Annotated in this window: 10 protein-coding genes and 1 pseudogene; 8 read left to right on the top strand and 3 right to left on the bottom strand. The window is 66.4% G+C overall.

Annotation, left to right across the window (positions count from 1 at the left end; genetic code table 11):
- Window positions 1-6 precede the first annotated feature (6 nt).
- The 6 genes and pseudogenes from AC3B5T_RS05695 to AC3B5T_RS05670 all read left to right on the top strand — a co-directional run bounded on the left by AC3B5T_RS05695 (window position 7) and on the right by AC3B5T_RS05670 (window position 8,193).
- Window positions 7-1,533: an NAD(P)(+) transhydrogenase (Re/Si-specific) subunit beta gene (locus AC3B5T_RS05695; RefSeq protein ID WP_488358397.1), complete on the top strand. Its 1,527-nt coding sequence runs from the start codon at window positions 7-9 to the stop codon at window positions 1,531-1,533.
- A gap of 461 nt (window positions 1,534-1,994) precedes the next feature.
- Window positions 1,995-2,429 carry a nitroreductase family deazaflavin-dependent oxidoreductase gene (locus AC3B5T_RS05690; RefSeq protein WP_055477316.1) on the top strand — a complete coding sequence of 145 codons (435 nt, stop codon included), beginning with the start codon at window positions 1,995-1,997 and terminating at the stop codon, window positions 2,427-2,429.
- Window positions 2,430-2,650: 221 nt separating this feature from the next.
- Window positions 2,651-4,049 (top strand): annotated as a pseudogene (locus tag AC3B5T_RS05685) (HNH endonuclease).
- Window positions 4,050-4,201: 152 nt separating this feature from the next.
- A complete protein-coding gene (locus AC3B5T_RS05680) occupies window positions 4,202-4,666 on the top strand; it encodes a DoxX family protein (protein WP_055476433.1) in 465 nt (154 codons plus the stop codon).
- A gap of 99 nt (window positions 4,667-4,765) precedes the next feature.
- Complete coding sequence (locus AC3B5T_RS05675; RefSeq protein WP_055476427.1) at window positions 4,766-5,773, top strand: YdcF family protein; 1,008 nt, start codon at window positions 4,766-4,768, stop codon at window positions 5,771-5,773.
- A 143-nt stretch (window positions 5,774-5,916) separates the two neighbouring features.
- On the top strand, window positions 5,917-8,193 hold the full coding sequence (locus AC3B5T_RS05670; protein WP_055476426.1) for a SulP family inorganic anion transporter: 2,277 nt from the start codon (window positions 5,917-5,919) through the stop codon (window positions 8,191-8,193).
- 21 nt (window positions 8,194-8,214) lie between these two features.
- Here AC3B5T_RS05670 and AC3B5T_RS05665 read toward each other — a convergent pair whose 3' ends face one another.
- The gene (locus AC3B5T_RS05665) at window positions 8,215-8,967 is read right to left on the bottom strand and encodes a metallophosphoesterase (RefSeq protein WP_010843152.1); all 753 of its coding nucleotides are present in this window, start codon (window positions 8,965-8,967) and stop codon (window positions 8,215-8,217) included.
- A 370-nt stretch (window positions 8,968-9,337) separates the two neighbouring features.
- Between AC3B5T_RS05665 and AC3B5T_RS05660 the strand changes: the two genes are divergently transcribed.
- Together AC3B5T_RS05660 and AC3B5T_RS05655 are read left to right on the top strand one after the other, a co-directional pair.
- On the top strand, window positions 9,338-9,832 hold the full coding sequence (locus AC3B5T_RS05660) for a MarR family winged helix-turn-helix transcriptional regulator (protein ID WP_055476425.1): 495 nt from the start codon (window positions 9,338-9,340) through the stop codon (window positions 9,830-9,832).
- Between the two features lie 10 nt (window positions 9,833-9,842).
- Window positions 9,843-11,549, top strand: coding sequence for an MDR family MFS transporter (locus tag AC3B5T_RS05655; RefSeq protein ID WP_055476424.1), 1,707 nt, complete (start codon window positions 9,843-9,845; stop codon window positions 11,547-11,549).
- A gap of 33 nt (window positions 11,550-11,582) precedes the next feature.
- Here AC3B5T_RS05655 and AC3B5T_RS05650 read toward each other — a convergent pair whose 3' ends face one another.
- Together AC3B5T_RS05650 and AC3B5T_RS05645 are read right to left on the bottom strand one after the other, a co-directional pair.
- Window positions 11,583-11,879, bottom strand: coding sequence for a hypothetical protein (locus AC3B5T_RS05650; protein ID WP_010843147.1), 297 nt, complete (start codon window positions 11,877-11,879; stop codon window positions 11,583-11,585).
- Window positions 11,880-11,997: 118 nt separating this feature from the next.
- A complete protein-coding gene (locus AC3B5T_RS05645; RefSeq protein WP_488358396.1) occupies window positions 11,998-12,762 on the bottom strand; it encodes a dienelactone hydrolase family protein in 765 nt (254 codons plus the stop codon).
- Window positions 12,763-12,789: the final 27 nt, after the last annotated feature.

Raw genomic sequence — 12,789 nt, 5'->3', positions numbered from 1 at the left:
ACATCTATGTCACAGCTGGTGCTCGCGGCAGGCGCGCACACCCCGAGCGAAGGCATCGCCTATCTGGTGACGGCGCTCTACATCGTGTCGTTCTCCCTGTTCATCTACGGTCTGATGGGTCTGACCGGGCCCAAGACCGCGGTGCGCGGCAACTGGATCGCCGCGGTGGGGATGGGTCTGGCCGTCGCCGCGACGCTGCTCTACGTCTGGAATGAGGGTGCGGTCGGTTCCGACGGGCACTCGACCGAGGGCGTACCGACGATCAACTGGGTGCTGATCGCGGTGGGTCTGATCCTCGGTGTCGCACTGGGTATCCCGCCGGCACTGAAGACCAAGATGACGGCCATGCCGCAGCTGGTCGCACTGTTCAACGGCGTCGGCGGTGGCACCGTCGCGCTCATCGCGTGGGCCGAGTTCATCGAGACCTCCGGGTTCTCGACGTTCCACAACATCGAACCGGCGTCGCCGCTGGTGATCGGTTCGCTGATCGCCGCGATCATCGGTTCGATCTCGTTCTGGGGATCGTTGGTGGCCTTCGCCAAGCTGCAGGAGATCATGCCCAAGGGGCTGGAGAAGACGTTCGTCTCCAACGCCAAGCTGTTCCAGGCCGCCAACATAGTGCTGCTCATCGTCGCACTCGGTGTGGCGATCTACCTCGGAGTCGACGCCTCGAACGGTGGGGGCGCGAGCATCTGGTGGATGGTGGGTCTACTGGTCGCCGCGGGCGTGATGGGTCTGTTCGTGGTGTTTCCCATCGGCGGCGCGGACATGCCGGTGGTGATCTCGTTGCTGAACGCGATGACGGGTCTGTCGGCTGCGGCCGCGGGTATCGCTCTGGACAACACGGCGTTGATCGTGGCCGGCATGATCGTCGGCGCCTCGGGTTCGATCCTGACCAACCTCATGGCCAAGGCCATGAACCGGTCGATCCCGGCCATCGTGTTCGGCTCCTTCGGTGGCGGCGATGCCGCTGCCGCAGGCGGCCCCGGCGCCGAGGGCGGCACCGTCAAGGCGACCTCGGCCGCCGACGCCGCGATCCAGATGGCCTACGCCAACCAGGTCATCGTCGTTCCCGGTTACGGTCTCGCCGTGGCGCAGGCCCAGCACGCGGTCAAGGAGATGGCAAAGCTGCTCGAGGCCAAGGGTGTCGAGGTCAAGTACGCGATCCACCCGGTCGCCGGCCGCATGCCCGGTCACATGAACGTGCTGCTCGCCGAAGCCGACGTCGAGTACGACTCGATGAAAGAGATGGACGACATCAACGGTGAGTTCAGCCGGACCGACGTCGCCATCGTCATCGGCGCCAACGACGTCACCAACCCCGCGGCGCGCAACGATCCGAGTTCGCCGATCCACGGCATGCCGATCCTCAACGTCGACGAGGCGCGGTCCACCATCGTGCTGAAGCGGTCGATGAGTTCCGGTTACGCCGGCATCGAGAACCCGCTGTTCTTCGCCGACGGAACCAGCATGCTCTTCGGCGACGCCAAGAAGAGCGTCGACAGCGTCATCGAGGAACTCAAGGCGCTCTAGCGTTTTCGCGTACCTCTCGGGACCCCGGCTACCGTTCTGGTTGCCGGGGTCTCGCAGTTCATTGCTCCCTTCAGGTGTGAGCGAGGCGAGCCACCCCTGCTCTCTTCGGGTGTGAGCGAGGCGGGCCACCCCTGCTCTCTTCGGGTGTGAGCGAGGCGGGCCACCCATGCTCCCTGAGGTGCGAGGAGCGATAGCGACGAGCCACGAAGGGTTTGGCGAGTGGGCCTGCCAGACCCTTCGTGACGCGCCCTCGCAAGCTCCGGACGCTCCTCAGGGAGCATGGGGGTCGCATCTTTCGGATCAGGGAGCAGGGCGGGCCAGTGGGTTCTGCGGGTTCTTTCGGATCAAGGACCAGTGGTCGCGGTGTCCAGTCGTGATCGAGCAGGAATCGAGAAGCGACCCCCGCGCGTCGGGCCGTAGTGTCGACGCCAATCGCCCGATCGGCCACGGAGGAAGAAGAGATGTCCCTGTCACCACGATCCCTGTCGCTCTGGTATCAGCGAAAGATGAACGAGCGCACCGTCACCCGCATCCGGAACAAGTCCGGATCGATGTGGGGTATGGAGATGCTCATCCTGCGCACGACCGGTCGGCGGTCCGGCCTGGTGCGCGAGACGCCGCTGAGCTGGTTCGCCGACGGCGACCACTGGCTGGTCGTCGCATCGGGTGGTGGCGACAGGAACCCGGACTGGTTCGCCAATCTGACAGCGAATCCCGGAGGCGTGTCAGTCGAGCGCCACGGGGAGGTGCCGGTGGCCGTGCGGCCGGTCGTACTCGACGCGGATGAGCGCGCGACGGCGTGGAATCGGGTGGTCGAGGCGCAACCGAGATACGCCAAGTACCAGAAGAAGTCATCGCGAGAGTATCCGCTCGTCAAGCTGGTTGCCTCTCAGTAGTGATCTCCGGGCCGGGATCGAGGCCGCCCGGAGCATCGAGAATATGACGAGGGTGAATAGCGATGATCCACAGTTCGTGTTCCGCGGAACACTCGTGACCTCGGGTTTGTGGCCCGGAGAATTGTCGGTGGTGCCCGATATCTTGTTCTCGTACCTTTCGTTCGGTTCAGGGGGTTGCGGTGGGGGTCAGTGCTTTTCGTTCGGTCGGGGACGTTGCGTCGATGTTCGACGGTGCGGATCCCGGGTCGTTGTCTGATGAGGTTCTCGAGGCGAGGGTGCTCGGGTATGCCGCGCAGATCACGGCGCTGACAGCGGGTTTCCTTGACCTGGTGGGGGAACTGGACGAGCGGGAGTCGTGGCGGGGGCCGGGGATTCATTCACTGGCGCACTGGTTGTCGTGGAAGGCCGGCATTGCACCGCGAACGGCGCACGAGCACCTGAGAGTCGCAAAGGCGATACGAGAATTGCCGGTGATCCGCAAGGCGTTTGGCGAAGGTCGCCTGACGTATTCGAAGGTGCGCGCGTTGACGCGGGTGGCCACGCCGGAGCGCGAGCAGGAGTTGGTGAATGTGGCGCTGTCGTGCACGGCGAGTCAGTTGGATCGGGCGGTGCGGGCGATGGGCCAGATCGACCGCACCCGCGGGGTCGCCGAGGGCCGAGGGCGGTGCTCCGCCGGTGGAGTCGTCGGGACGGTGGAAATGGAATGCTGACGGGTCGTTGTCGGTGTCGTTGAGGTTGAGTCCGTTGGATGGGGCGCGGTTTCTAGCGGGTGCGGTGCGCGCGGAGTATGAACGCGCCCGGACCTGCGAGGATGCGGATCTGCCTGCCGCTGCGAGTGTTCCGCGGAACACCGAATCGGACTCGGTTGTGAATGGTGTGGAGGTGGTTGCGTCGCGGCGTCGGGATCTGTGGCGGCAGGTGCCGTCGGATGTGGCGCCGGCGGTGGTGGTGATGGCCGGCATGGTGCATGACGGGATCGCGATGCCTGATGTCGCGCCGGGTGCGGAGATCCTCATTCATGCCGGTGAGGGTGTGGAGTCCGCTCATCTCGATGATGGTCCGGCGTTGTCTGAGGTCGAGGTGGCCGAGGCTCGGTGCGGTGCGTCGATTCGAGATGTGGTGAGTCGCAGGGTTCCGGGGCAGCCGGGGAAGCTGGCGTTGTTGGGTGTGGGGCGTCGTCGGCGGGCGCCGAACAAGGCGTTGGTGCGGGCGTTGTTTGTGCGGGATCGGTGTTGTCAGATGCCGGGGTGTGGTCGGACGCGTCATCTGCATGCTCATCATGTGCGGTGGTGGTCGGTGGGTGGGCGGACGGATCCGGACAATTTGATCTTGTTGTGCGGGTCGTGTCATCGGTCGTTGCATCGGGGTGAGTTCTCGATTGCCGCGCACGGTCAGCAGCGGTTTACGTTTCACCGGCCTGACGGTGCCGAGATCGAGGTGGCTCCGCCGACGGTGAGACCTGCTGGGTGGCGGCCTGATCCGCGGGTGGGTGTGGAGGCGACGGTCCCGATCGGTGGGGGTCGGATGGACCTGGGGTACACCACCGAGGTGCTCTACGCCGTGTGGGAATGGAAGGAACGCAACTCGTCTCGCGCAAATTTCGCAAGGTCGGCAGCGTAGTCGTCGATCGTCGAAGGCCAGTGATCACCGCGGTGCCCGGACAACGACGCCAGTCCGTCCCCGAGGGTGCAGGCCGATCCGGCGATGAGTTCTGGCGAGCAGGCGTGTCTATCCCTGCACAACCCACTCGCACCATTCGCCAGGAGGCCATCATGACTCGCAACAGCACCGCCGGAGACACCGCCAGCCCGGCGGTCACGACCACCACAACCGCCTCCGATGAGGCGCGCCCGGTGCGTCGGAACTGGCGTCGTACAACGGGAGTCGTCATCAGCGTGCTCGTCGGCGCCTTCCTCGCGTTCGACGTCGCGGGCAAGCTGGCGCGTCCGCAAGCGGTGGTCGACGGCATGCAGGAGCTGGGCTTCCCGGCCGACCAGGCCGTCGTGATGGGGGTCGTGTTGCTCGTGTGCCTGGTCGTCTATGCCATCCCGCGCACCGCCGTGCTCGGCGCGGTGGGGATCACGGCCTACCTCGGCGGCGCGGTCACGGCGAACATGCGGATCGAGGCCCCGCTGTTCGACACGGTCCTGTTCGCGGTCTACCTCGGTGTACTGATGTGGATCGGGCTCGTCCTGCGCCGTCCGGAGCTGCTGAAGGTGGCCGGCCTGAAGCGCTGAGCTTCGCCCGCCGCATCCACCCCGCACCCGTTACCGATCTGGGATCGGACGGGTGCGGGGCCGTTGTGCAACTCTCGTACTGTAACGCGAGTGACTGGTGTGACCAGAGTGAAGCGTAGGAAGATCGCGGCCGCAGCGACGATCGCGGTTGCCGCGCTCGGCGGCGTGGCGGTCGGGACATTGCCGGCGCAGGACGCCTCGGTGGTGACGACTGCGTCCGCGATCGACCCGGCCGGTCTCTACAACAACGCGCAGTCGAAGTTCGCCGGGGGCGACGTCGCGGGCGGCCTCGAATTCCTGCAGCAGGTCCTCGCGGTGGCGCCTGCCGATTCTGATGCACTTGCACTCCAGGCGATCTGGTCGGACCAGCTCGATGACGTCGTGGTCGGCCGGTCCGCACTCAACCGACTGTCGATGATCAACCCGGCGTTGGCGACGACGGCGCGCAACATCATCTCGGGTGTCGCGACCGCCGCGCAGATCGTGCCGGCGACCACACCTCAACCGGTGTCCGGGCGAGTGGCCATCGTCGTGCTCGGGTACGGACTGAATGCGAACGGGAAGATGGCGCCGGAACTCGTCAACCGGGTGTCGGCCGGCAAGGCGCAGTCGGAGGTGACGCCCGGGGCTCCCCTCGTGGTGACCGGAGGCGTGCCGAAGAAGGGCATCACCGAGGCGGCCGCGATGCGGACGTGGCTCCTGGACAACGGTGTCAGCGCGAGCCGCATCCTCGTCGAGGACAAGTCCGGGTCGACGGTGGGCAACGCGCAGAACACCGCCGAGATCCTGCGGGCGCAGGGTATCCGGGACATCGTGCTCGTCACGTCGCCCAATCACATCCGACGCGGTGCCGCGGACTTCGGAGCCATGGGTCTGCGGGTCGTCGGGTCCCTCACCACCGCAACGGACCTCGAGAAGTACCGAACCCCGCTCACCAAGGCCCAGCAGACCGGTATCAGGCTGGAAGCCACCCGGACAGCACGCATCCCGGCCACCCATGAACCCGGTCTGCTTCCGCAGAATCTCCCTGAGACCGGCCCCGGTCTCATCCCGGAGATCGGCGGGAAGATCCTCCAGGAACTCCTGAAGGCGGGATCGTCGGCCTGACACCCGGATCCGACCGGCCCCGTGGCCGATCGGCGTGAAGTGAATCACAGTGCCGCCCTGCTGCGCTCCGGTTTCACAGCAATACGCCGCGGGAGTTCATCTGATGTCAACAAACCGTCGGTAGCGTCGGACATATGCGAAAAATGGGGAGTCGGGGCCCCGGAGTTCGCGAGGTGGTGCGGTACGACCTACCCGCATCTCTCGTTGTTTTCCTTGTGGCCCTTCCGTTGTCATTGGGTATCGCGATCGCGTCGGATGCCCCTGTACTGGCCGGGCTCATCGCCGCGGTCGTCGGTGGGATCGTTGCCGGGCTGATAGGTGGGAGCGCACTACAGGTTTCGGGACCGGCCGCTGGTCTGACCGTGGTCGTCGCCGACATGGTCGCCAACTTCGGTTGGCGCGTCACATGTTTCATCACGGTCGGTGCGGGCGTCTTGCAGATCCTCTTCGGTCTGAGCCGGATCGCGGGCGCCGCGCTGGCCATCGCGCCGGTGGTCGTCCACGCGATGCTCGCCGGTATCGGCATCACCATCGCGTTGCAGCAGATCCATGTGCTGCTCGGCGGGAGTTCGGCGAGCAGTGCGTGGGAGAACGTGACCTCGCTGCCCGCGGGGCTGGCGGACATCGAGACTTCGGACGCGCTCGTGGGTGGCACGGTGATCGCCGTCCTGCTCATCTGGCCGCTGATGCCGGCCGCGGTGCGCAAGGTGCCCGGCCCGCTCGTGGCGATCGTCGGTGCGACGGCGTTGACGATCGTCTTCGGCCTCGACGTCGAACGGATCAGCATCGACGGCAACTTCTTCGAAGCCATCACTCTTCCCGAACTCCCCGACAGCAGTTGGGCTGCAGTACTTCTCGGGGTGCTGACGGTCGCGCTGATCGCCAGCGTCGAGTCGCTGCTGTCCGCGGTCGCGGTGGACAAGATGCACACCGGTCCGCGCAGCGACCTCAATCGCGAACTGCTCGGACAGGGCAGTGCGAACATCACCTCGGGGATGCTCGGCGGACTGCCGGTCACCGGCGTGATCGTGCGCAGCACCACCAACGTCAACTCCGGCGCGCGGACCTCGGCGTCGGCGGTCATGCACGGCGTGTGGGTGCTGGTCTTCGCCGCGCTGCTCACCGGGCTGGTCGAGCAGATCCCGATGGCCGCTCTGGCTGGCCTGCTGGTGGTCATCGGCATCCAGCTGGTGAAGCTGGCACACATGCGGATCGCGCTGCGCACCGGAGATCTGTGGGTCTATGTCATCACGGTGGTCGCGGTGGTCTTCCTCAATCTGCTCGAGGGCGTGGGCATCGGCCTGGCAGTGGCGATCGGACTCGTTGTGTGGCGGGTGGTCCGCGCCGAGATCACCTCGGAGGCAAGCGGTACCGACGATGGTGCGCAGCAATGGACAGTACGCGTGCGCGGCTCGCTGAGCTTCCTGTCATTGCCGAAGCTGAACAAGGCGTTGTCGCAGGTGCCGGACGGGGCGCACCTGACGCTCGAACTCGACACCGACTTCCTCGACAACGCGGCGTCGGAGATGCTCGAGGACTTCCGCTGGGCGCACGAGGCCGGCGGCGGCACGGTGCTGGTCGTCGAGAAGGGGCGTGCCCGGCTCGTCGACGCCCCTCGACGTCCACCGCGGCGCCACACCTCCGGTTTCGCCGGACTGACACCGTGGCGCAATCGAACCGAGTCGGAGACGTCGGTGGACCCGGACCGTCCGGCCGCGCTCCGGTCGGTCCTCGGCGGCGTCGACGAGTACGAGAACGAGCATGCCGACGCCCTGCGCGCGATGCTGGCCGATGTCACCGAGGCGCAGGACCCCGATTCGTTCTTCGTGACCTGTGCCGACTCGCGGCTGCTGCCCAACATCATCACCGCCAGCGGTCCGGGCGACCTGTTCACGGTGCGCAACGTGGGTAATCTGATACCGACCGACAGTGACGACGTATCAGTCGAGGCCGCACTGGAGTTCGCGATCGGGGAGCTGGGGGTGTCGTCCATCGTCGTCTGCGGTCACTCGTCGTGGCGGGCGATGCACGCGCTGCTCGACAGCGAACGGTCAGACAATCACGCCGGATCGGCGACGCCGTCGGAGCAGACGCCGATCCAGCGGTGGCTCAAGCACGCGGTCCCGAGCCTAGTGGCCTTCCGCCACGGGCACCCGGCCGGACGCGCCGCGGCCGAGTTGGGAATGGCCGAGGTCGACCAGTTGGCCGTGGTGAACGTCGCGAAGCAGATCGAGACGCTCGCGCGGCACCCGCTCGTCGGACGCGCCGCGGCAGACGCGCGACTGCGCATCGTCGGACTGTACTTCGACATCGCGACCGCACGTGTCTACGAGGTCACCCCGCAGAGCATCGCGCCGGTCACCGGTGACGATTCGCTCCGCTCCCGGCGCCGCGATCCCGAAACGACATCTGCGCGTTGACGATGCTGCTGCGGACACGCGTCAGAACATCACCGATCGGAAGTGGGTGACGAACCGCTCGTCCTCGTAGAGGTGGAACGCGATCCCCGGCGGCTGACCGCGATTGACGACCTCCCGGCCCTCGAATGGGAGGTTGAGCGTCGACGACACACCCGGCGCGACGCACAGCGGGCGTTCGGCGAAGGTGGTCACCGCCGGGGTGTGCGCGTGTCCGCAGAGGAACGCGACGATGTTCGGATGTTGTCCGACCAGGGCGGCGAGGCGGTCCTCGTCGTACTGGCGGATCGAGTCCATGAACGGCATGTGCAACTCGACCGGCGGATGGTGAAAAGCGATGAACACCGGGGTGTCCGAGGGTGTCGCGCTGAGCCGGTCCGACAGCCAGGCGATCGTCGCATCATCGAGGCGGCCGTCGTTGCGGCCGGGTATGGAGCTGTCACACATCAAGAAGAGAACATCGGAACCGTCGCGTCCGCGCACCGTCCGGGCGTGATTGATCGGACCGGAGGTCTCGGTGCCGATGAGGGCGGCGCTGAACGGTTCGCGGACGTCGTGGTTGCCGGCCGTGATCAGCATCGGCAGCGGACTGTCGAGCACCCCGTGGGCCTCGCGGTACTCGCTGGCCGCACCCTCGTCGGCGATGTCGCCGGTCACCAGCAGGACGTCGATGCCCGCGGCACGAGCATTGATGTAGCTCAGTGCGGCCTGGATGCGGGCCCGATTGAACCGCGTCCCGTTGAAATGCAGGTCGCTGATGTGGGCGACAACGAACACGAAGAGCTCCTGTCACGGTTCCTGACTCCCACGAGGCTAACCGCAGGCAGGGTCCGGCGATGCATCGCCCACTGCGCCACGAGGCGCAACGCACTTCCGCGCCGCCGATGTGGCTCAGCCCGCTTCTCCGATCGACGCCGGTAACGTCGGACGGCCCGCGAGCGACATGTGGGTGAGTCGCCGACCTGCCAACCCCCGACCTGGCAGGTCGGCGGCTGTCTTCGGGTGCGTCCCCGGGCGACCACCCGACCCCCGGCATCGAACTGTTTGCATTCTCTCCCGTGTGCGTGCACACTTGCGTTCGGCAACTAGTTGCACACCGCAACTAATTGCAAAGTGAAAGTAAAGACGTCGCCCGGAGGTGAGTGCTGTGCCGGCTCTCGATCACCAGGCGTTCGACGACCTGTTCGAGACGCTGCAGCGGTTCGTGCGGATCCGCGAGCGGGCGGTCCACACCACGTTCCGGACGCGCGAGGGTGAGTTCGAGGCGGCAGCGTTCAAGGCACTGTTCCCGCTGTCCCGACGATCGATGCGATCCCGTGAGCTCGCCGAGGCGATGAGTGCCGATCCGTCGACGGTGAGTCGTCACGTGGCACAGCTCGTGGACCACGGACTGATCCGCCGTGAGGCGGACCCCGACGACGGCCGCGCCACCCTGCTCGTCATCACCGACGCGGGCCGGGACCGCGTCCTGGGTATGCGCGAGATCCGGCGATCAGCGATGGCCGGCGTGATGGCGGATTGGTCGGACGACGAACTGCACACCCTGGTCAGGCTTCTCGGACGATTCGTCGACGCTGCCGATGCGGCCCTCAACCCGGCGTGCCCAGCCCGCACGCCGGACGCGGATGCACGAAACCCGTGAAAGGACGACAATGACAGACTCCCCGTCGGGCGCCGACACAGTGGCCCACGACGATGAGGTCGCCGGTGCCGGACTGACCCATCGCCAGATCCTGACCATCCTGGCCGGACTCATGATGGGCATGTTCCTCGCCGCGCTCGACCAGACCATCGTGTCGACTGCGATCCGGACCATCGCCGACGACCTGCAGGGCTACGACATGCAGGCCTGGGTGACCACGGCCTACCTCGTCACCGCGACGATCGTGACACCCCTGTACGGCAAACTGTCCGACCTCTACGGCCGCAAACCGTTCTTCCTGCTGGCGATCTCGATCTTCATCGTCGGTTCGTTGCTGTGCACGATCGCCACGTCGATGTACGAGCTGGCCGCGTTCCGCGCTTTCCAGGGACTCGGCGCGGGCGGGCTGATGACCCTCGCCTTGACCACCATCGGCGACATCGTGCCGCCGCGCGAACGTGCCAAGTACCAGGGCTACTTCCTCGCCGTGTTCGGTACCTCCAGTGTTCTCGGCCCGGTCCTCGGTGGCCTGTTCGCCGGCCAGACGACGATTCTGTGGGTGGCCGGCTGGCGCTGGGTGTTCCTCGTGAACGTGCCGATCGGCCTCGTCGCACTCTTCGTGGTCTACAAGGTGCTCAACTACGACCAGCAGAAGGGTGTCGGCGGGCGAACCGACTACTGGGGCGCGACAGCGCTCGCCGTCGCGGTGGCGCCGCTGCTCATCGTCGCCGAACAAGGGCGCCAATGGGGTTGGAGCTCCGGGCTCTCGATTCTCTGCTACGTGATCGGCGTGCTCGGTATCGCCGCGTTCATCTGGATCGAGCACAAGATGGGCGACGACGCGCTTATTCCGTTGCGCGTCTTCCAGAACCGGGTGTTCAGCCAGGGCATCATCATCTCGGTCGTCATCGGTGCCGTCATGTTCGGCGGAATCTCGATGCTGCCGCAGTACTTTCAGGTCCTCCGCGGATCGAGCCCGATGGTCGCCGGGCTGCAGATGCTACCGATGGTGCTCGGTCTCATGACCGGCTCGATCCTGTCGGGCCAGCTGATCTCCCGTACCGGCCGCTACAAGATCTTCACGATCGTCGGTGCGGTGCTGATCACCGCCGCCACCTTTCTGCTGCACCTGGTCGGCACCGACACCCCGGTCTACCTGGTCATGCTGATGGCGGCGCTGCTCGGTTTCGGTCTCGGCAACCTGATGCAGCCGATCACCCTTGCCATGCAGAACATCCTGCCGCCCACGGACATGGGCCTGTCCACCGGTACCGCCACCTTCTTCCGCCAGATCGGCGGGACACTCGGCGTCGCGGTCTTCTTCTCGATGCTGTTCTCGTTCATGGGGCCGAGCATCCAGGACGAGATGGTCGCCGCGGCAGCCGAGCCCGAGTACCGGGCCGCGGTCGTGGAGGCCTCCCAGAGCAGCGACCCGCAAGTCAGCGCGTTCGGACAGTCGCTCATCGCGGCCGCGCAGAACCCCGGCGCCGCGGCCGGATCGTCGGACAGCGTCATGAGTGACACCTCCGTCATCGAGAAGCTGCCCACCGAGGTGGCACAGCCGATCAAGGAGGGCTTCGCCGACTCGATGGACCGCGTGTTCCTGGCGGTGTCGATCATCTCGCTGCTGGCCATCATCGGCACGATCACGTGGAAGGAACTCCCGCTGCGCCAAGGGCGCCCGATCGGTGCACCGGAGTCGACGCCCGCCTCGTGAGGAGGCCTGCTCCCAGAGGTGGGTCCGTGATCCTCAGGAGGCGCGGGCGGTGGGGAGATCGGTGGCGTAGCGGATCACGGAATCGACTCGGCCGAAGCGCCGTTCGATGATCACGATCGCCTCGGCGAGCTGCTCGGGATCGTCGACATCGGCGACGAGTGCCGCCGTGTACCCGTTGTTTCCCACCATGAACGGCAAGACGGCGGAGTACTCGCTGCTGACGACGGCCACCGGGATGTCGAGGCGGAACAGGGCGTGGGCGTAATCGATGGCGGCGGGATCTTCGAGGACCACGAGCGGGACGGAGACGGTGTTCTTGCTTCTTCTCATGTGTCGAGAGTGGACTCGTAGTGTGGGGTCGGGTTCGGAATCCTCTGTGGATTGGCTGTGAACGTCGCAGCGACAGCGCATCTCATTGTCGGTTGTCCGGCCACGTGCCGCGACCGACTCACTCGGACAAGGTCCTGCCGAACAGGGCCTCGAGTTCGGTGAAGTGATGTTCGCAGGCCTCGTGGTGGTAGGCCTCCAGGTCGGACATCGTATAGCCATGCGGTGCACCGGGGTAGACGGTCGCCGAATGCGCCACGCCCCCGCCGATCAGGGCGTGTTCGAACTGGGCCACTGCCATGGCGGGTAGCGACCGGTCCCTGTCGGCGTGGATCGCGAGGACGAATGCGTTGATGCCGACCAGATGCAGGTGCGGACTGTCGTGGTCGTCGGTGACGAGTTCGCCGGTGTGGAACATGCCGACCGCGGCCACATCGTCGGGCCGGGCGGCTGCGATGTTCAGCGCGAGCCGACCGCCCATGCAGTAGCCGGTGACACCGATCGGGCCGGGCGCGACGCCCGGCAGGGAGCGCAGCGCGTCGAGGTAGGCGACGAGGTCGGGGCGCACCGCGTCGGGGGTGAGGGTCCGCGCCCGAGGCATCGCGGATCCGAAGAACGCGGCCCGAGCCTCGGGCAGCAGGAGATCCTCGGTGGGTGCCCAGTCGGCGGGGGACCCGAACCGGTGGAACAGGTGCGGTACCAGCACGACATGACCCCACGACGCGATGCGGTCGGCCATGGCCTCGATCCGAGGTCGTAGTCCGATCACGTCGGTGAGGAACAGCACGCCGGGTAGAAGGGCGCCGGGTGACGACGAGTCAGGCCGGGCCACATAGGCATCGGTGTCATCGTCGGCCGCGGCGATGGTGATCGTCTCGCCGGTCATGTCCACGCTCCTGTTCTCGTCCGGTCG

This window comes from Gordonia sp. G4 (assembly GCF_057770005.1).
The sequence above is the reverse complement of the archived record's forward strand: the minus strand, read 5'-3'. Positions and strand labels throughout refer to the sequence as shown.

What these genes read in the sequence shown, in the direction of transcription:
- AC3B5T_RS05695 (WP_488358397.1), top strand. Translation starts at nt 7, where the DNA reads ATGTCACAGCTGGTGCTCGCGGCAGGCGCGCACACCCCGAGCGAAGGC.
- AC3B5T_RS05690 (WP_055477316.1), top strand. Translation starts at nt 1,995, where the DNA reads ATGTCCCTGTCACCACGATCCCTGTCGCTCTGGTATCAGCGAAAGATG.
- AC3B5T_RS05680 (WP_055476433.1), top strand. Translation starts at nt 4,202, where the DNA reads ATGACTCGCAACAGCACCGCCGGAGACACCGCCAGCCCGGCGGTCACG.
- AC3B5T_RS05670 (WP_055476426.1), top strand. Translation starts at nt 5,917, where the DNA reads ATGGGGAGTCGGGGCCCCGGAGTTCGCGAGGTGGTGCGGTACGACCTA.
- AC3B5T_RS05655 (WP_055476424.1), top strand. Translation starts at nt 9,843, where the DNA reads ATGACAGACTCCCCGTCGGGCGCCGACACAGTGGCCCACGACGATGAG.
- AC3B5T_RS05650 (WP_010843147.1), bottom strand. Translation starts at nt 11,879, where the DNA reads ATGAGAAGAAGCAAGAACACCGTCTCCGTCCCGCTCGTGGTCCTCGAA.
- AC3B5T_RS05645 (WP_488358396.1), bottom strand. Translation starts at nt 12,762, where the DNA reads ATGACCGGCGAGACGATCACCATCGCCGCGGCCGACGATGACACCGAT.